The 17,515-nt window shown below is 69.0% G+C and carries 11 protein-coding genes, 1 tRNA gene and 8 pseudogenes; 16 read left to right on the forward strand and 4 right to left on the reverse strand.

What is annotated here, in order from left to right; genetic code table 11:
- Positions 1-86: 86 nt before the first annotated feature.
- Positions 87-749, forward strand: a complete 663-nt coding sequence (locus AAF143_RS03455; protein WP_255009506.1) for a hypothetical protein — start codon at positions 87-89, stop codon at positions 747-749.
- A gap of 32 nt (positions 750-781) precedes the next feature.
- On the opposite strand, the pseudogene AAF143_RS03460 reads toward AAF143_RS03455, so the two are convergent.
- Positions 782-1,769 (reverse strand): annotated as a pseudogene (locus AAF143_RS03460) (aldo/keto reductase).
- Positions 1,770-1,867: 98 nt separating this feature from the next.
- Between AAF143_RS03460 and AAF143_RS03465 the strand changes: the two are divergent.
- Positions 1,868-2,494: a hypothetical protein gene (locus AAF143_RS03465; protein WP_414026515.1), complete on the forward strand. Its 627-nt coding sequence runs from the start codon at positions 1,868-1,870 to the stop codon at positions 2,492-2,494.
- A 27-nt stretch (positions 2,495-2,521) separates the two neighbouring features.
- Here the strand turns inward: AAF143_RS03465 and AAF143_RS03470 are convergent.
- Positions 2,522-2,592, reverse strand: a tRNA-Cys gene (locus AAF143_RS03470).
- Positions 2,593-2,635: 43 nt separating this feature from the next.
- Between AAF143_RS03470 and AAF143_RS03475 the strand changes: the two genes are divergently transcribed.
- Genes AAF143_RS03475 through AAF143_RS03485 form a run of 3 tightly spaced genes read left to right on the forward strand, consistent with a single transcriptional unit; the run spans position 2,636 to position 4,158 of the window.
- Positions 2,636-3,130 carry a hypothetical protein gene (locus AAF143_RS03475; protein WP_414026516.1) on the forward strand — a complete coding sequence of 165 codons (495 nt, stop codon included), beginning with the start codon at positions 2,636-2,638 and terminating at the stop codon, positions 3,128-3,130.
- A complete protein-coding gene (locus AAF143_RS03480; protein ID WP_414026883.1) occupies positions 3,016-3,891 on the forward strand; it encodes a lipid-A-disaccharide synthase-related protein in 876 nt (291 codons plus the stop codon). The genes AAF143_RS03475 and AAF143_RS03480 overlap by 115 nt, the downstream gene beginning before the upstream one ends.
- Before the next feature lie 9 nt (positions 3,892-3,900).
- A complete protein-coding gene (locus tag AAF143_RS03485; protein WP_255009513.1) occupies positions 3,901-4,158 on the forward strand; it encodes a hypothetical protein in 258 nt (85 codons plus the stop codon).
- 18 nt (positions 4,159-4,176) lie between these two features.
- Here AAF143_RS03485 and AAF143_RS03490 read toward each other — a convergent pair whose 3' ends face one another.
- Positions 4,177-4,830: a ribonuclease D gene (locus AAF143_RS03490; RefSeq protein ID WP_255009515.1), complete on the reverse strand. Its 654-nt coding sequence runs from the start codon at positions 4,828-4,830 to the stop codon at positions 4,177-4,179.
- 103 nt (positions 4,831-4,933) lie between these two features.
- Here AAF143_RS03490 and AAF143_RS03495 point away from each other — a divergent pair, with 103 nt between their 5' ends.
- A complete protein-coding gene (locus tag AAF143_RS03495; RefSeq protein WP_255009517.1) occupies positions 4,934-5,488 on the forward strand; it encodes a cofactor assembly of complex C subunit B in 555 nt (184 codons plus the stop codon).
- Positions 5,489-5,547: 59 nt separating this feature from the next.
- Positions 5,548-6,303, forward strand: a complete 756-nt coding sequence (locus AAF143_RS03500; RefSeq protein WP_414026517.1) for a dehydrogenase — start codon at positions 5,548-5,550, stop codon at positions 6,301-6,303.
- Here the strand turns inward: AAF143_RS03500 and hemF are convergent.
- Positions 6,230-7,206, reverse strand: a pseudogene (hemF, locus tag AAF143_RS03505) (oxygen-dependent coproporphyrinogen oxidase). The gene AAF143_RS03500 and the pseudogene hemF overlap by 74 nt on opposite strands.
- A 255-nt stretch (positions 7,207-7,461) precedes the next feature.
- Here hemF and AAF143_RS03510 point away from each other — a divergent pair.
- The 9 genes and pseudogenes from AAF143_RS03510 to AAF143_RS03550 all read left to right on the forward strand — a co-directional run bounded on the left by AAF143_RS03510 (position 7,462) and on the right by AAF143_RS03550 (position 17,512).
- Positions 7,462-8,533, forward strand: a pseudogene (locus AAF143_RS03510) (P-loop NTPase).
- A pseudogene (gene rodA / locus AAF143_RS03515) lies at positions 8,530-9,809 on the forward strand (rod shape-determining protein RodA). Before AAF143_RS03510 ends, rodA begins: the two co-directional pseudogenes overlap by 4 nt.
- A pseudogene (locus AAF143_RS03520) lies at positions 9,806-11,181 on the forward strand (sensor histidine kinase). Before rodA ends, AAF143_RS03520 begins: the two co-directional pseudogenes overlap by 4 nt.
- Positions 11,182-11,290: 109 nt before the next feature.
- Entirely contained in the window at positions 11,291-11,722 is a 432-nt protein-coding gene (locus AAF143_RS03525) for a photosystem I reaction center subunit II PsaD (protein ID WP_255009525.1), read from the forward strand.
- A gap of 68 nt (positions 11,723-11,790) precedes the next feature.
- A pseudogene (locus AAF143_RS03530) lies at positions 11,791-13,353 on the forward strand (anthranilate synthase component I family protein).
- Positions 13,350-14,505 (forward strand): annotated as a pseudogene (gene gshA / locus AAF143_RS03535) (glutamate--cysteine ligase). Before AAF143_RS03530 ends, gshA begins: the two co-directional pseudogenes overlap by 4 nt.
- Before the next feature lie 10 nt (positions 14,506-14,515).
- Positions 14,516-14,773: a hypothetical protein gene (locus tag AAF143_RS03540; RefSeq protein ID WP_414026518.1), complete on the forward strand. Its 258-nt coding sequence runs from the start codon at positions 14,516-14,518 to the stop codon at positions 14,771-14,773.
- Positions 14,774-14,781: 8 nt separating this feature from the next.
- Positions 14,782-15,827: pseudogene (locus AAF143_RS03545) on the forward strand (phosphoenolpyruvate carboxylase).
- A complete protein-coding gene (locus AAF143_RS03550; protein ID WP_414026884.1) occupies positions 15,827-17,512 on the forward strand; it encodes a phosphoenolpyruvate carboxylase in 1,686 nt (561 codons plus the stop codon). The pseudogene AAF143_RS03545 and the gene AAF143_RS03550 overlap by 1 nt, the downstream one beginning before the upstream one ends.
- Positions 17,513-17,515: the final 3 nt, after the last annotated feature.

A 17,515-nucleotide genomic window follows, 5' to 3' on the forward strand; every position in this document is an offset into this window, starting at 1 on the left:
ATCTATTGCTTAATGTGCGACCCATAGGGATTCACACCCATTCGACGCCGCAGCGACATCCGTTTCATTCTCCATAGGTTCGTTTTTTGACGTCCAGTAATTCATCGCCGGGACGGCTCACCCGCCGCCGCAGTTCCGCAGGCCCGCTTCCCCCCAACCGACCCCAGCGCCCCCGCGAGGCCTTCCCCGGTTCGAGCCGGGGCAATTTCCGGCCCACCTTTCTCACCCTCAGGGACCACGGCAAGGTTTACGTCGCCCACCTGCCCAGGCTCTCCGATGGCCAGTTGGCCAAAGTGGTTGAGGAGGCCCAAGAGGTGCTCGAAAGCCTCAACCGCCGCCTGCAGGAACTGGAGTGCCAGCTCTCGCTCACCTCGGTCGATCGGGAGACCCAGATCCGCGCCTCCACCAAACGCGATGTGACCGAGCGGTTCATCCGCGCCGTGGAGGAGGAGCAGGAGCATCGGCGCAGCAACCCGGGGCTGCCCTCGGCCGCCGGCGAATCGGTGAGCAGCGCCTTCCTCGAAATCGCCCGCCAGCGGCTGCCCATCGTCATCTTCGATTCGCTGCTCCAGGAGGCCCTGGCCGCCTGCGACAACCCAGAGCCCACCGCCAGCCTGGCGCTCTCTGGCCCTCTGGGGCCAGAGTCAGGCCACGGGGCGCCCCTGCTGCGGCAATCCCCGGAGCCTCCGGTGCGGCGGGAAACGATGCCCGTGGTGCTCACCCCAGATCCCTCTGGCCAGGCGCTCTGAGCCAACGGCCCACACCCCTCGCAGGACCCCTTTCAGTCGCTGGAAAAGGGGTTGGCCGGCATCGACGCCCCCAGCCCCGACGACAACCCATCGAGGCGAGAGCTCTCGGCAGCGCTGAGCCGCCAGCTGAGGGCGGCGGCGGCATCTTCCGCCTGGGCCACCGTGCGCAGGCCGGGGATCGGCATGGCGCCATGGCTGCGGCACCAGTTGAGGGCCACCTGGGCGCCTGTGGCTTGGTGCCGATCGGCGATGCGTCCGATCTCCTCGAGCAGCGGCTGGATCCGGGGCCGCAGCCGGCGAAACAGGCTGCCGCGGGGACCCGCCGGTAAGGCCCGCTCCGAGGCCGGGCCCTCGGTGAGCAGCCCCAGGGCAAAGGGGCTGTAGGCGATCAGCTGAATCCCCAGCTCCCGGCAGACCTCCGCCACACCCCCGGCTGGATCGGCGCCGGAGCGAGCAAGGACAGCTGAACCTGGAGGCTGGCGAGCCGCACCCCTGCCATTGGAGCCGTTCATGGGCCCAGCGCAGCCGCCGCGGGCCGAAATTGGAAAGGCCCAGGCTGGCCACGGCCCCGTCACTCACCAGCCGGGCCAGACCATCCAGCAGCGGTGCCTCCTGCCAGGGGGCGTAGCGAGCTGTGCTCCAGTGCAACTGCACGCGATCGAGCCGGCCCTGCAAGCGCTCCCGTGAGGCCGCAAAGGGCCGATCGAAGCCGCCCTGGCCCAGGCGCCAGGGGAACGGTGCCAGCTTGGTGGCGAGGGTGAGCTCCTGCCGGCGCTGCTCGGGCAAGGCGGCGGCGAAGGCGCCCAGCAGCGTCTCACTGCGGCCCGCCAGACGGCCCGTTCCATAGGAATCGGCGGTGTCGAAAAAGCGCAGACCGAGCGCCACCGCCCGCAGGAAGGTGGCGCGGAGAGTGGGATCATGGAGCTCCGGCTCATACCCCCAGAGGAAACGGTTGCCCCAGGACCAAGTCCCCACTCCAATCCCGGGTTGCTCGGTGACCAGCCCCGCGCCCGATTCCATCTCCACGCCTGAGCCCGTCGGATCGGACCCCATCCTCTGCCTCCACTGCCTGCGCACAGCCAGCAATGGTCTTCGCTGCCAGGGGATGTGCGTGGCCGATGGGGGCTATTGAGTCCGCACCTGGCGAACCACAATGGGATTACTCCTCAGCCGAACGCGATGGTGACTCCGGGCTCGCCCGTCGGGACAGCGAAGCGGGCGACCAGAACGGTGCACCCGCCTTCAGGCCGCCATGCCTTCGCCTCCCTGGCAGTGGCTGTCCTGCTTGCAGCCCTGGCCCCCTGGGGCCCTCGTTCGCCGGCGACGGGGCCGAGGGCTTCGGACGCTGGCAGTGGGACGTAGGCAAGTGCGAGCGCAACCTGGAGGGCCAGGAGCCCTCCCGCTGCGGCCGGGTGCAGGTGGACCAGGCCGTCGAAGGGCTGCTCACGATCCGTTTCATCGCCAGTGGCCCGAAGCGGGACGGCAGCAACCTGCTCGTGTTCGTCGGGGTGCTGCCCAAGGGCCAACAACCGATGCGCTGCCGCCAGGGGAAATGCGAGCCGGTGGCTCCGGTGCGCGCCGAGCTGAGCAGCGTCAGCGAGAGCTCCTTCGATGGACGCGGGCTGGCCGAAGGACTGCCCAAGGCGTGGCCCGCCGATGGCAGCTGCCAGGTGGGCCCCAGCGAAGTGAGCTGTGAGGCCAAGGCCCTGAGCGGCGAGCGCTGGCGCGCCCAGGCCAGCTTCTGACCGGAGCGGCCCCAGCCCTCAACGAAGAGGCGGCACCCAGATTCGAACTGGGGGTAAAGGATTTGCAATCCTCTGCCTTACCACTTGGCCATGCCGCCGGTGGGGAGCAAACTCCCTGCAGCGGATCGTATCAGCCATGACATGCCTTCCCGTCTGCTGGTTCTGAGCAACGGCCACGGGGAGGATCAGATCGCCCTTCGCCTCATCCTCGCCCTGCGCCGGCGGCAACCCGAACTGCAGCTGGCCGTGCTGCCCCTGGTGGGTGAAGGAGACGCCTTTGCCGGACTCGAAGCCACGGGAGCGCTGCGAAGGGTTGGCCCCCGCCAGCGCCTGCCCAGCGGCGGCTTCAGCAACCAGAGCTTGCGGGGATTGGGGCGTGATCTGGCGGCGGGTCTGCCGCTGCTGAGCCTGCGCCAATGGAGGCTGGTGCGGCGCTGGGGGGCGAGCGGTCAGCCGCTGCTGGCGGTGGGCGACCTGCTGCCCCTTTGCTGGCGGGCGCCAGCGGCGCCCCCTTTGGCTTCATCGGCACCCCCAAGAGCGATTACACCTGGCGCAGCGGTCCAGGCCACCAGCTGTTCGCCGATGCCTACCACCGGCTCAAGGGCAGCGAGTGGGATCCCTGGGAATGGGCGCTGATGGGCCAGAGGCGCTGCCGGTTGGTGGCCGTCCGCGACCAGCTCACCGCCCGGGGACTGCGGCGCCACGGGGTGCGGGCCCTGGCCCCGGGAAATCCAATGATGGACGGCCTCGGCGCATCGGCAGACACGCTGCCCCCCAGTGGCGGAGCCAGGCGCGTGCTGCTGCTGATGGGCTCCCGGAGCCCTGAAGCGATCGGCAACCTTCAACGTCTGATCGAGGCCCTGCTGCGCTGCCGGCAGCCCCTGGAGGTGCTGGCGGCCACCGGCGGCCAGCCCGGGGAGGAGGCCATCGCAGCGATCCTGGAACGGCTCGGCCTGGAGCGCAGCCCCCTGCCGAACGGCAGCGGCGCCGTGGCCGCCTGGCGGCATCACCAGCGCCCCCTACGGCTGCTTCTGGGCCCTGGGAAGCTGGCGGATTGGGCCAGGGCCGCCGACCTGGCGGTGGCCACGGCCGGCACCGCCACCGAGCAGGTGGTGGGACTGGGCTGCCCGGCCCTGTCGCTGCCGGGTCCCGGGCCCCAGTTCAAGGCCCCCTTCGCCCGCCGCCAGAGCCGCCTGCTCGGAGGGGCCGTGCGGGTCTGCATGAACGCGGCGGAGCTGGCGGAGGGAGTGGAACATCTGCTGGCCGATGGCGCGCTGAGGGAACGACTGGGAGCCATCGGCCGCCGTCGCATGGGACCACCGGGCGGGAGTGCCCGGATCGCCGCCGCCATCGAGCGGGAGCTGCTGCGGGCTCCGGGTCAAGATGGGACCAGTTGATCCAACGCCATGGCCGCCCCCACCAACCAGGCGTATGCCGCGGCCTATGGCCAGCTGGCCAGCCTGCTGAACATCAGCCTCGCCTCAGCCCGCCGCAGGGTGGATCTGCGGGCGGCCCAGGAAGGTCTGCGGGCGATCGAGGCCAAGATCGAACTCGCCGAGCGGATGGCCGAGGACGCCCGCGCCGGCAGCGCCGCCCACGGCCAGATGCTGAATTCCCTGCTCACCGCCGTCGCGAGCGAGATGAACTACATGGACGAGGACTGACAAGGGGTCGCTCGAACATCAGTGCTCGAACACCGAGCCGAAGCGCCCCCGATCCAGATCCGAAAACACCGGAATGCAGGCGAAGCAACGGCGGGCCAGCTCCAGCCTCCCCTCGCGCTCGAGCATGGCCGCCAAGCGGTCCCGGGCCGCCAGCAGGTAGCGGGCATCGTTGGCGGCGTAGGCCAGCTGGGCCTCACTGAGCTCGTCCACCCGGCCCCAGTCACTGCTCTGGGCCTGCTTGTCGAGCTCCACCCCCACCAGCTCCTGGACCACATCCTTGAGCCCATGGCGCGGGGCGTAGGTGCGGCCCAAGCGGCTGGCGACCTTGGTGCAGAAGATCGGCTGCACGGCGATCCCCAGCCCCTCGGCCAGGGCGGCCACATCGAAGCGGGCGAAGTGGAACACCTTCTCGATCCCGGGCGCTTCCAGCACCTGCTTGAGCAAAGGGGCCTCGCTCTGGCCCCGGGCGATGCGCAGGCAGCAGACGTTGTCCTGGTCGTCGGCGATCTGCACCAGGCAGAGCCGATCGCGGCCATGGATCAGGCCCATCGCCTCGGTGTCCACCGCCAGCGAGCCGGAAGCGGAGAACAGGGCCTGCCACTCCGCGTCGAGGTCACCATCGAAGACGGCGAAGCGGGCGGGCGCGGCGGCGGGGGCGGAGGAGGGAGCCATGGCAGCAAGGCAGTTGCGGCCATGGTGGCAAAGCCTCGTACGAGCCCCCCGCGCCGGCCCGGGGATGTGGGGGAGAATGGGTCCCATCGCGATACCCCACCGCATGGCCCCCACCCTGGCCTCCACCCTGCTGCTGACCTTGCTGATGGCGATAGGCCTGGTGTTCTTCCTGCGGGCCGCCAGCAAGGACCGCACCACCGTGGTGGAGGTGCACTCGCCGCGGCCGCCCCTGGAGGTGCTCGGAGGCCTCAGCCAGTGGCTGCAGGACCGTGGTTGGCAGGCGGAGACCGGCAACCCCGAGCGCCGGTTGCTCAGCTTCACCGGAACCGTGGGAGCCAGCAACGGCCTGGCCCTGCTGCTCTCGCTGCTGGGCGGGGTGGGGGCCGCCAGCCTGGGCCTGGTGCTGCGCCAGCTGCTGCCGGCCCTCGGCTGGTGGCCCCTGCTGCTCACCGCCCTGGGCCCGCTGGCCGGGGTGCTCTACCAGCGGCGGGCCCGCCGCCAGGAACGGGTGGAATTGCGGTTGCTCAGCGCCGATGACGCCCCAGGCAGCACCCTGCGCCTGCGCGCCCACCGCGATGAACTGATCGCCCTCGAGCTGGAACTGGGCCCCCGCCTGGAGCTGGCCAGCGACGGCGCCCTGATGCAATCCCCTATCTGAGAGCCGTCGCCATGAAGTCAGCGATCCATCCCCTTCTCGCCCTCTCCCTGGTGATTGGCGTGGCGACGGGCGCTGTGGCCCAGGCCCCCTATCTCCCCAGCCGCGATCCGCTCACCGGACCGCGCACACCCCTGGCCAAGGACTGGGTGGGCCTAAGGCCCTTGCCCACGGGCACCCCGATCCTGGTGATGGCGGGCCACGCCGATTCCCAGGGCCTCGGCGGTGCCGGTACGCCGGGGGCGGCGGTGGCCCTCGCTCGCTGGGCGCCCATGGACCCCTCGATGACCGACGAGCTCTACTGGAACCTGCAGACGGCCCAGGCCGTGGTGGTCCTCGGCCAACGACGGGGCCTGAACATCCGCTACTACGACCCGCCCTTGCGCAGCATCGCCAGTGGCGACGACCCGCGCACCACCTGGAGCGTGGGTCGTGAGTTCGTGGCCGCCGGAGGTTACGCCATGGAAATCCACTTCGATGCCTACGGACCCGATGGCTACGGCTCCGGCCTAATCCCACCGCTCCAGGCCCAGCCCAGCCGCCTGGATGAAAGCCTGGCCCTGGCTTTTGGCGCCTACCCCTTCTATTACCGGAATGGCCTCGGGGGCCCTAAACGGGGCATCGCCATCCTGGAGATTGGCAAGCTGGAAGGCACCCTGGAGGCCTCCCTGCGCAGCCCCGCCCACCGGCAGGCAGCCCTGGCCGCCATCGCCGAGCGGGTGGTGAGCGCCCTGGAGCAGGGCCTCAGCCAACCGCCTGGTGCGGCCGACAGCGCTCGTCAAGACTGGGGTCGTCCAGCCAGTTCTGGGGCCGAGTGAACAGGTCGGTGAGCAGGGCCTCGCGGCTGCCCGGCTCGGGGACGTAGCCATACTCCCAGCGCACCAGCGGCGGCAACGACATCAGGATCGACTCGGTGCGGCCGTTGGTCTGCAGCCCGAAGATCGTGCCCCGGTCGAACACCAGGTTGAACTCCACGTAGCGACCGCGCCGGTAGAGCTGGAACTGGCGCTCGCGATCGCCGTAGGCCAGATCGTTACGCCGCTCCACGATCGGCACGTAGCTGGGCAGAAAGGCGTTGCCGCAGGCCCCTGCAAGAGCAAACAGCTGCTCCCAGCTGCGGGGCCGGTCGCCTTCGGCCGCTCCAGCCGCCGCCGCCAGACCCTCGGGGTCCTGGCCCTTGTAGAGCCGACCGGCGGGGTCCTGGTAGTCGTAGAAGATGCCGCCCACGCCCCGGGTTTCGCCCCGGTGCTTGAGGAAGAAGTATTCGTCGCACCAGGGCTTGAACACCCGGTAATAGGCCGGATCGACGCTGTCGCAGGCGCCCTTGAGGGTGCGGTGGAAGTGGCGCGCATCCTCCAGGAAAGGGTAAAAGGGAGTGAGGTCAGCCCCGCCGCCGAACCACCACACCGGCCCCGCCTCGAAGTAGCGGTAGTTCAGGTGCACGGTGGGCACGTAGGGGTTGCGGGGGTGCAACACCATCGAAGTGCCGGTGGCGAACCAACGCTGCCCTTGAGCCTCGGGCCGGTGGCTGAGGATGGAGGCAGGCAGGTTGTCCCCCTCCACCTCGGAAAAGTTCACGCCACCCTGCTCGAAGATCCGGCCCTCGCGCATCACCCGCGAGCGCCCGCCGCCCCCTCGTCGCGGATCCAGCTCTCCTCCTGAAAACGTCCCTCGCCATCGAGGGTCTCCAGGCCCGCGCAGATGCTCTCCTGGAGACCCATCAGCAGGGCCTTGGCCCGCTGGCGCGAATCGGCGGGGGGCGCTTCCGGGGCCGGGGCTCCGGCCGTCACACCCTGTGCTGCCACTGCTGAATCCGCCACTGCAAGCCGCGCCCGTACGGCGCTGGAAACGTGTTCACCTTTCCAGCCTCCCACCCCAGGCCACAAGCCTTCGAGAGGGACTGTCATCGGCTGGGGGCTGCTTCGCCCCGGGGCGCGGCGTCACTCCTAGGATCCAGGCCCTCTCTGCCCCAGTGCATGGCCACCGCTGAACAGGCCCTCAGCGCCCTGGCGCCCCTGAAGGACGCCGGCAGTGGACGCAGCCTGCTGGAGCTGGCCTGGATTGATCAGGTGCGCGCCGAGGGCCAGCGCATGGTCTTCCGCCTTGCCCTGCCGGGCTACGCCAACGCCCAGCGGGAGCGCATCGCCAGCGAAGCCCGCGCGGCCCTGCTGGAGCTCGAGGGTGTCAACGATGTGCAGATCGAACTCGCCCAGGCGCCGGCGGCCCCGATCGGCCAGGCGGGTCATGGTCAGGGGGAGCAGAGCGCCAGGCGATCCCTGGCGTGAAGCAGGTGATCGCCGTCAGCAGCGGCAAGGGTGGGGTGGGCAAAAGCACCGTGGCCGTCAACCTGGCCTGCGCCCTGGCCAGCTCGGGCCTGCGGGTGGGCCTCCTGGATGCCGACATCTACGGCCCGAATGCACCCACCATGCTGGGGGTGGCCGATCGCACCCCCGAGGTACGTGGCAGCGGTGATCAACAGATGTTGACGCCGGTCGAAGCCTGCGGCATCGCCATGGTCTCGATGGGGTTGTTGATCCAGGAGAACCAACCGGTGATCTGGCGGGGGCCGATGCTCAACGGGATCATCCGCCAGTTCCTCTATCAAGTCGATTGGGGTGAACGGGATGTGCTGGTGGTCGACCTGCCGCCGGGCACCGGTGACGCCCAGCTCTCCCTCGCCCAGGCCGTCCCGATGGCAGGGGTCTTGATTGTGACCACCCCCAGAAGGTGTCGCTCCAGGATGCCCGCCGCGGGCTGGCGATGTTTCTGCAGCTGGGGGTGCCGGTGCTGGGGGTCGTCGAAAACATGACCGCCTTCATCCCTCCCGACCGCCCCGAGATCAGCTACGCGCTGTTCGGTTCCGGCGGTGGTGCCCTGCTGGCCGAGGAGGCCGGAGTGCCGCTGCTGGCTCAGATCCCCATGGAGTTGGCGGTGGTGGATGGCGGCGATGGCGGTCGGCCCGTGGTGCTGGCCCAGCCCGACTCCGCCAGTGCCCGGGCCTTCCTCGAGCTGGCCCTGGGCCTGCCGATCCCGACGCCGGCCGGATGACCATCCTCAGGATCGGGCGCCGGCGCAGCGTGTTCTCCGCCAGCAAACCCGCCCGCCGCCACGTGCTGGAGGGGGTGGACCTGATCCTCTGGGGCGTCCCCCTGGCGATGACCCTGGTGGCCGGGGTGCTGATCGCCAGCACCCAGCGCCAGGCCGACTACGCCGACTGGTACCAGCACTGGATCACCGCCGCCATCGGCATCGCCCTGGCCCTGCTGCTGCGCCGCCTGCCCCTGGAGCGCCTGGAGCGCTGGCTGAAACCGCTCTATGCCCTGACCGTGGTGAGCCTGCTGGGGGTGCGCTTCGTGGGCACCTCCGCCCTGGGGGCCCAGCGCTGGATCAACATCGCCGGGGTGCACGTGCAGCCCTCGGAGTTCGCCAAGCTGGCGGCGATCCTGCTGCTGGCTGGGGTGCTGGCTCGCTACCCGATCGAGCGGCCCGTCGACCTGAACCGGCCCGCCGCCCTGATCGCCCTGCCCTGGCTGCTGGTGTTCATCCAGCCCGATCTGGGCACCTCGCTGGTGTTCGGAGCCGTGCTGCTGCCGATGCTCTTCTGGGCCGGCATGCCCCTGGCCTGGGTAGTGCTGCTGCTCTCACCTCTGGTGGCGGCGATCCTGGCCGGCGTTCTGCCCCTCGCCCTGGCGGCCTGGGTGCCGCTGATGGGGTTGCTGGCCTGGCGCTCCCTGCCCTGGAAGCGGCTGGGGGTGGTGATCACCCTGGCCGTGCAGGGCCTGTTCGCCCTGCTCACCCCCTACCTCTGGATGCATGGCCTGAAGGACTATCAGAGGGATCGGCTGGTGCTGTTCCTCGATCCCTCCAAGGATCCCCTCGGTGGCGGCTACCACCTGCTGCAAAGCAAGATCGGCATCGGCTCGGGGGCTTGTTCGGCACCGGCCTGATGCAGGGGCACCTCACCAAGTTGCGCTTCATCCCGGAGCAGCACACCGACTTCATCTTCAGCGCCCTTGGGGAAGAAACAGGCTTCGTCGGCTCGATCCTGCTGGTGATCGGCTACGCCCTGCTCTGCTGGAAGTTGCTGCAGATCGCCGGCCGGGCGCGCACCGATTTCGAATCGTTGGTGGTGGTCGGCATCGGCGCCATGTTGATGTTTCAGGTGGTGGTGAACATCTCGATGACCATCGGCCTGGGGCCCGTCACGGGCATCCCCTTGCCCTGGATGAGTTATGGCCGCTTCGCGATGCTTGTGAACTTCATCTCCCTGGGGCTGTGTGCCTCGGTCCAACACCGCAGCCAGGCGGTCCAGGGGCGCTGGTGAGCGACACCAGCCTGGAGGCCCTGCGCCGATTGCTGGCCGCAGGGGTGCCCCCGGGCCGCTGCGACGAGGATGCCGCGCGCCGCCAGTGGTGGGCGGCCCTGGCCACCCTCCAGGAGGAGCTGTTGCTGCCCCGCCCAGCGATGGAAGGCGTCTGGATCGCCTCCCCCTACCGGCCCTCCACGAGCCCGAGCTGTTGCGCCAGATGCGGGGCTGGGTCTGGGCCCCTGAGGAACTTGGCACCCTGCTGGGCCACCGAGCGCCGTTGCTGCCGGGGGCCACCCCGGGGCCGGGGGCACCGCTGGCGGCCGGCGAGAGCTGCGAACGGTTGACCCTCGAGGGGCAGGACGGCACCGATCCGTTGCTGCTGGTGATCACCCCAAGGTTGCAGGTCGCTCTGGCCCTGCACGGCCCCCCGATGGCCGCCAGCTGGTGGTGCGATTCGATCCGGCCACCCTTTCAGCCACCCTCACCCTGCTGGACCAGCGGCTCCGGCGCACCAACCCGGCGGCGGGCCAGAGACTGCGCAAGGCCATCGGTGCCCTTGGTGAACTGCACGGGGATGGGAACTTCGCCTCGACCTTCTGGCCGAGGCTGGCGGAGCGGCTGGCGTCCATGGCCCCGAGCGTCACCCTGCAGCCCATGGTCCATGGGGGCATGGGCGAGACGAACAGGGCCAGCAGCGAACTGGCCCTGCTGGAGGCCCTCACCCATGAGGTGCGCACCCCCTGGCCACGATCCGCACGCTGATCCGCTCCCTTCTGCACCGCAGCGATCTGCCCGCCCTGGTGCGCCAGCGCCTGCACGCCATCGACGGGGAATGCAGCGAACAGATCGACCGCTTCGGACTGATTTTCCATGCGGCTGAGCTGCAACGGCTCCCCCGCAGCGAGCAGCCCCTGGCCCGCACCGACCTGGCCCAGCTGCTGATCCGTCTGGAGGAGCTCTGGCAGCAGCAGCTGCGGCGCCGCGGCCTGCAGCTCGAGCTGGACATCGCCCCTGGCCTGCCGCCGGTGCTAAGCGATCCAAGCCGGCTGGAGACCATGCTCGGGGGCCTGATCGACCGCTTCAGCCGGCGCCTTCCGGGGGCGCGACCGTGCAGATCAGTCTCCAGCCGGCAGGCTCGCGCCTCAAGCTGCGGCTCCATGGGGTGGGTCGATCTGAGCTGCCCCAGGCGGCGGTCTCCGGCGACGATGGATCGAGCAGTGAAGCGATCGGGCCGGTGCTGAGCTGGAACCCGGAAACGGGCAGCCTGCAGCTCAGCCGCCAGGCCACCCAGCGGCTGTTCCACAGCCTCGGCGGCCGCCTGACCGAACGGGGCGACCGGGGGCTGACGGTGTTCTTCCCGGTGGCTGGCGCCGGCCCCTCCCGCTGAGGTTTGTTGACGGGTGTGAAGACAGCCCGGCTCGCCTGGGGAGGTGCCAAAACCCAGTGCTAGCTTCCAGCCGAAACGGCCTGCCGACACCCCCACCAAAGGAACAGCCATGACAGCAACGGCGCTGAGCGGTCAACTTCCGAAGTACATCGGCAGCACGGGCGGCTTGCTGAACTCGGCTGAGACCGAGGAGAAGTACGCCATCACCTGGACCAGCTCCAAAGCCCAGGCGTTTGAACTCCCCACCGGCGGTGCCGCCGAGATGAACGAAGGGGAGAACATCATGTATTTCGCGCGCAAGGAGCAGTGCCTGGCCCTCGGCACCCAATTGCGCACCAAGTTCAAGCCCCGCATCGAGGATTACAAGATCTACCGGATCTTCCCAGGAGGCGACACCGAGTACCTCCACCCCAAAGACGGAGTCTTCCCCGAAAAAGTCAACGAAGGTCGTTCGATCGTGGGCCACAACCCCCGTCGCATCGGCGACAACCCCAATCCGGCCAACCTCAAGTTCTCTGGTCGCAACACCTTCGACACCTGATCCTTCGGGTCACCACCTAGAAAGGCGGGGTGCGTGGCGCCCCGTTTTTTTGCCCGCCCGACACCGAGATGCCCTTCCCTGATCGCACGGCCTTTCTGGAACAGGCGGCGGCAGGGCTCAATTTTCTGCCGGTCTGGAGCTGCTGGCCCGCCGATCTGGAAACCCCCTCACCACCTGGCTGAAGGTGGGTGCCAGCGCCAGCCATGGCGTGCTCCTGGAGTCGGTGGAAGGGGGCGAGCAGGTGGGCCGCTGGAGCTACGTGGTCAGTGATCCGCTCTGGACCCTGACGGTGCGAGGCGAGCTGGCTGAGCAACGCTGGCGCGATGGGCGGCTGATCGAGCAGCGGGGCAACCCGTTCAACCTGCTGCGCGAATGCCTGGCGCCCTACGCCAGCGCCCCGGTGAGTGGGATGCCGCCCCTGGGTCACCTGTTCGGCTTCTGGGGCTATGAGCTGATCCAGTGGATCGAGCCCAGCGTGCCCATCCACCCCAGCGATCCCGGTGGCCCGCCCGATGGCTGCTGGATGCTGGCGGACAGCCTGCTGGTGTTTGACCAGGTCAAGCGCCAGATCACGGCGGTGGTCTACGGCGACCTCAGCGAAGGCGCCGATCCGGGCGAGGCCCATGACGCCGCCCTTGCCCGGCTGGCTTCCCTGGAGCGGCAGATGCACCAGCCCCTGCCCCCGGGATCGCCCCCTGGCCTGGAACCCCACACCGGCACGCGAGCTCCCCAACCAAAGCAACCGCACGCCCGAGGATTTCAAGGCGGCGGTGGCCAGCGCCCGGGAGCACATCGCCGCCGGCGACGTCTTCCAGTTGGTGCTCAGCCAGCGGCTGGAGACCCGGATCGACCGGGATCCCTTCGACCTCTACCGCAGCCTGCGGATGGTGAACCCATCCCCCTACATGGCCTTCTTCAATTTCGGAGGCTGGTACCTGATCGGCTCCAGCCCGGAGGTGATGGTCAAGGCTGAGCCGGGAGAAGGCGGCGTCAAGGCCTCCCTGCGTCCCATCGCCGGCACCCGCCCCCGGGGCGACAGCGACGCCCAGGATCTGGCCTATGAACAAGACCTGCTGGCCGATCCCAAGGAACGGGCCGAGCACGTGATGCTGGTGGACCTGGGGCGCAACGACCTGGGGCGGGTCTGCAGGGCCGGCAGCGTCAAGGTGGTGGAGCTGATGGTGATTGAGCGCTACTCGCACGTGATGCACATCGTCAGCGCCGTGGAGGGCGTACTGGAGAACGGACGCGACATCTGGGATCTGCTGATGGCGGCCTTCCCGGCCGGAACCGTGAGCGGAGCCCCCAAGATCAGGGCCATGCAACTCATCCATGAACTGGAACCCGATGCCCGCGGGCCCTACTCCGGCGTCTACGGCGCCGTCGACCTGGGTGGGGCCCTCAACACCGCCATCACCATCCGCACCATGGTGGTGCAGCCGGCCAGCGAGGGCGGCTGGAGCGTGAAGGTGCAGGCCGGTGCAGGCATCGTGGCCGACTCCCAGCCGGAAGCCGAGTACCAGGAAACGCTCAACAAGGCCCGGGGCCTGCTCAAGGCCCTGGCCTGCCTCGAGTCCGATGCGCCAGCGCCCAAGGCGGCCGTCTCAACCCAGGCAGAGTCAGGACGATGAGCGTCGCTCCGCTGCTCAAGGGCTTCGAGGTGGAGCTCTTCACCGGCCAGAGCGATGGCACGGTCGTGGGAGTGGCTGAGGCGGCGGCCGCCAGCCTGGAGGGTTTCGTGACCGAGCCGGATCACCGCAACCTCGAATACACGACCCCCCGATGCCGACTACGGCCACCAGCTCGCCCTGCTGCTGGCCCCACGCCGCGCCCTGCGCGCCTGGCTTGCCGGCCGCGGCCTCACCCTGCTGCCGGGCAGCACCTTGAGCCTCGGGGACAGCCGCCGCTTCGAGCGCTCCGACCCGGCCAACGACTACCACGGCTACATCGAGGCCAGCTACGGCACCCGGGTGGTGACCGCCAGTGTCCACATCAATTTCGGGATCACGGCCATGGAGGAGCTGTTCGCCGCCTGCCGGTTGATCCGCTGCGAGGCGGCCCTGCTGCTGGCCCTCAGCGCCAGTTCGCCCTTCCTCGATGGGCAGGCCACCGGAGCCCATTCCCAGCGTTGGCTGCAGTTCCCGCTCACGCCCCCGCAGGTGCCCCTGTTCCTCTCCCACCAGCACTACATCGACTGGATGCTCCAGGAGCTGGCGGCGGGATCGATGCAGAACGTGCGCCACCTCTGGACCTCCGTGCGCCCCAACGGCGATGACCGGCCCTACGGCCTCAACCGCCTGGAGCTGCGCATCTGCGACCTGATCAGCGACCCTGAAGCGCTGCTGGCAATCACCGCCTTCGCGGAGCTGCGGCTCATGCAACTGCTGGCGGATCCCGCCGCCCACGACCCACTGCGGGCCAGCTGCCTCGATCCAGCGGCCCTGGCCGCCCTGGCCGACCAGAACGACCGGGCCGCGGCCCGCTCCAGCCTGGAGGCTGAACTGTTGGATTGGCGCACGGGGGAGCCGGTGATGGCGCGTTCGTGGATCCAGCGGGAACTCGAAGCGCTCGCCCCCTTAGCCCAGGCGACGGGCCTCACCGCCGTGCTCGCACCGCTGGCGGAGATCCTCAGCCACGGCAACCAGGCCATGCGCTGGTTGGAGAGACAGCGCCAGGGAGAAAGCATCGCCAGCATCCTCAGCGCCGCGATCGCCGAGATGGCCGCCGGGGAAAATGCCCTGGACGCACGCTTGGCGACAGTCGCCGCGCATCCTTTGGGATGATCATGGTGCCTTGCCCACCGTGTCCGCCCCCATGCGGCAGCCCGTGACCCTCCCTGAAGCGAGCACCGCCAGCGTGGCCCAGTCCCCTGCCCCCCAGGTCAGCCGGCTCCTGGGGGAGAGGCTCGAGCTGGTGGAAGACCTGTGGCAGACCGTGCTGCGCAGCGAGTGTCCACCCACCCACGCCGAACGCCTGCTGCGCCTCAAGCGCCTCAGTGACACCAGTGAGCAAGAACTGGAGGGGAAGCGGCGGCGGCGATCGTCGGCCTGATCAGCGCCATGGACCTCTCCGAGGCGATCTCGGCGGCCCGGGCCTTCTCCCTCTATTTCCAACTGGTCAACATCCTCGAGCAGCACATCGAGGAGGACAGCTACCTGGCGAGCCTCAAGGCCATCCACCAGGAGGTCGACAGCGACCCGTTCATTCCGGCCCTGGCCAACCAGACCGATCCCGCCACCTTCCGGGAGTTGTTCGGTCGGCTGCGGGGGCTCAACCTGCCCCCGCCACGCTGGAATCCCTGCTGCGGGAGCTAGACATCCGCCTGGTGTTCACCGCCCATCCCACCGAAATCGTGCGCCACACGGTGCGCCACAAGCAGCGGCGGGTGGCGGGGCTGATCCAGCAATTGCAGCACAGCAATCTGCATGAACTGGACGACCAGGGCAGCCTGCGCCTGCAGCTGGAGGAAGAGATCCGGCTGTGGTGGCGCACCGACGAACTGCACCAGTTCAAGCCCTCGGTGCTTGATGAGGTCGACTACGCCCTCCATTACTTCCAGCAGGTGCTGTTTCACGCCCTGCCCCAGCTGCGCCAGCGGCTCCACAGCGCCCTGCAGCTGAGCTACCCCGATGTGATCCCCCGGGACGCCTTCTGCACCTTCGGTTCCTGGGTGGGGGCGGACCGGGATGGCAATCCCTCAGTCACCCCCGAGATCACCTGGCGCACCGCCTGTTACCAGCGGCGGCTGATGCTGGATCGCTACGTCCATGCCGTCAACGACCTGCGCGACCAGCTCAGCATCTCGATGCAGTGGAGTCAGGTGAGCGCACCGCTGCTGGAGTCCCTGGAGATGGACCGGCTGCGCTTTCCGGAGATCTACGAGGCACGGGCTGCCCGCTACCGACTCGAGCCCTACAGGCTCAAACTCAGTTACATCCTCGAGCGCCTGCGTCTCACCCAGGAGCGCAACCAGCAACTGTCCGAAGCAGGCTGGGAATCCCCCTTCGACCCCGCGGGCCAGCCCCCCTCGGCGGCCTCAGCCCCCAGGCCCCCCAGGAGCTGCACTACGGCGGTGTCGATGAGTTCCGCACCGACCTGGAGCTGATCCGCGACAGCCTCGATGCCACCGGGTTGAGCTGCAAACCGATCCTGACCCTGCTCAGTCAGGTGCACATCTTCGGCTTCACCCTCGCCAGCCTCGACATCCGCCAGGAGAGCACCCGCCACTGCGAAGCCCTCGACGAACTCACCCGCTACCTGCTGCTGCCCAAGCCCTACGGGGAACTGGAGGAAGAGGAACGGATCGGCTGGCTGCTGCAGGAACTCCAGACCCGCCGGCCCCTGGCCCCGGCCTCGGCCCGCTGGTCGGCCGCCAGCGGCGAGACCTTCGCGGTCTTCCGCATGCTCAAGCGCCTGCAGCAGGAGTTCGGGCCCCGCATCTGCGGCACCTACGTGATCTCGATGAATCACACGGTGTCCGACATCCTGGAGGTGCTGCTGCTGGCCAAAGAAGCCGGACTGGTGGACCCCAAGCTCGTCTCCTCCGATCTGCTGGTGGTGCCCCTGTTCGAAACCGTGGAGGATCTGCAGCGGGCACCGGCGGTGATGGAGCGACTCTTCGCCGAGCCCTTCTACCGCCAGCTGCTGGCCAGCAGCAGCCCCGCCGAGCTGCCCCTGCAGGAAGTGATGCTCGGCTACTCCGACAGCAACAAGGACTCGGGCTTCCTCTCCAGCAACTGGGAAATCCACCGGGCCCAGATCGCCCTCCAGCGCCTGGCCACTGACCACGGTGTGGCCCTGCGCATCTTCCACGGCCGCGGTGGCTCCGTCGGCCGGGGCGGCGGTCCCGCCTACCAGGCGATCCTGGCCCAACCCAGCGGCACCCTCAACGGCCGCATCAAGATCACCGAACAGGGGGAGGTGCTGGCCTCCAAGTACTCCCTGCCGGAGCTGGCCCTCTACAACCTGGAAACGGTCACCACGGCGGTGCTGCAGAACAGCCTGGTGAGCACCCACCTCGATGACACCCCCAGCTGGAACGAACTGATGGGCCGCCTGGCGGCCCGCTCCCGCACCCACTACCGCGCCCTGGTGCACGACAACCCCGACCTGGTGGAGTTCTTCCAGCAGGTCACGCCGATCGAGGAGATCAGCAAGCTGCAGATCTCCAGCCGGCCGGCCCGGCGCAAGAGCGGCGCCAAGGACCTCTCCAGCCTGAGGGCGATCCCCTGGGTGTTCGGCTGGACCCAGAGTCGTTTCCTGCTGCCCAGCTGGTACGGCGTCGGGGCGGCCCTGCAGGAGGAAGTGGAGCGGGACGGGGAGCAGGAGGAACTGCTGCGGCTGCTTTACCAGCGCTGGCCCTTCTTCCGGATGCTGATCTCCAAGGTGGAAATGACCCTCTCCAAAGTCGATCTGGATCTGGCCCACCACTACGTGCAGGCCCTCGGGCGCCCCAGCCACCGGGAGTCGTTCGAGCAGATCTTCGAAGCGATCGCAGCTGAATACGTGCTCACCAGGGATCTGGTGCTCACCATCACCGGCCACCGGCGGCTGCTGGATGGCGATCCCGCCCTGCAACTGTCCGTCGATCTGCGCAACCGCACGATCATTCCCCTGGGATTCCTGCAGGTGGCCCTGCTGCGGCGCCTGCGGGACCAGAACCGCCAGCCGCCGATGAGTGAAGGAGCCAGCCCCTCGGCCGACGGCCGCACCTACAGCCGCAGTGAGCTGCTGCGTGGTGCCCTCCTGACCATCAACGGAATTGCCGCCGGCTTGCGCAACACCGGCTGAGGA

The organism is Cyanobium sp. ATX-6F1 (assembly GCF_047395825.1).
Taxonomy (GTDB): domain Bacteria; phylum Cyanobacteriota; class Cyanobacteriia; order PCC-6307; family Cyanobiaceae; genus ATX-6F1.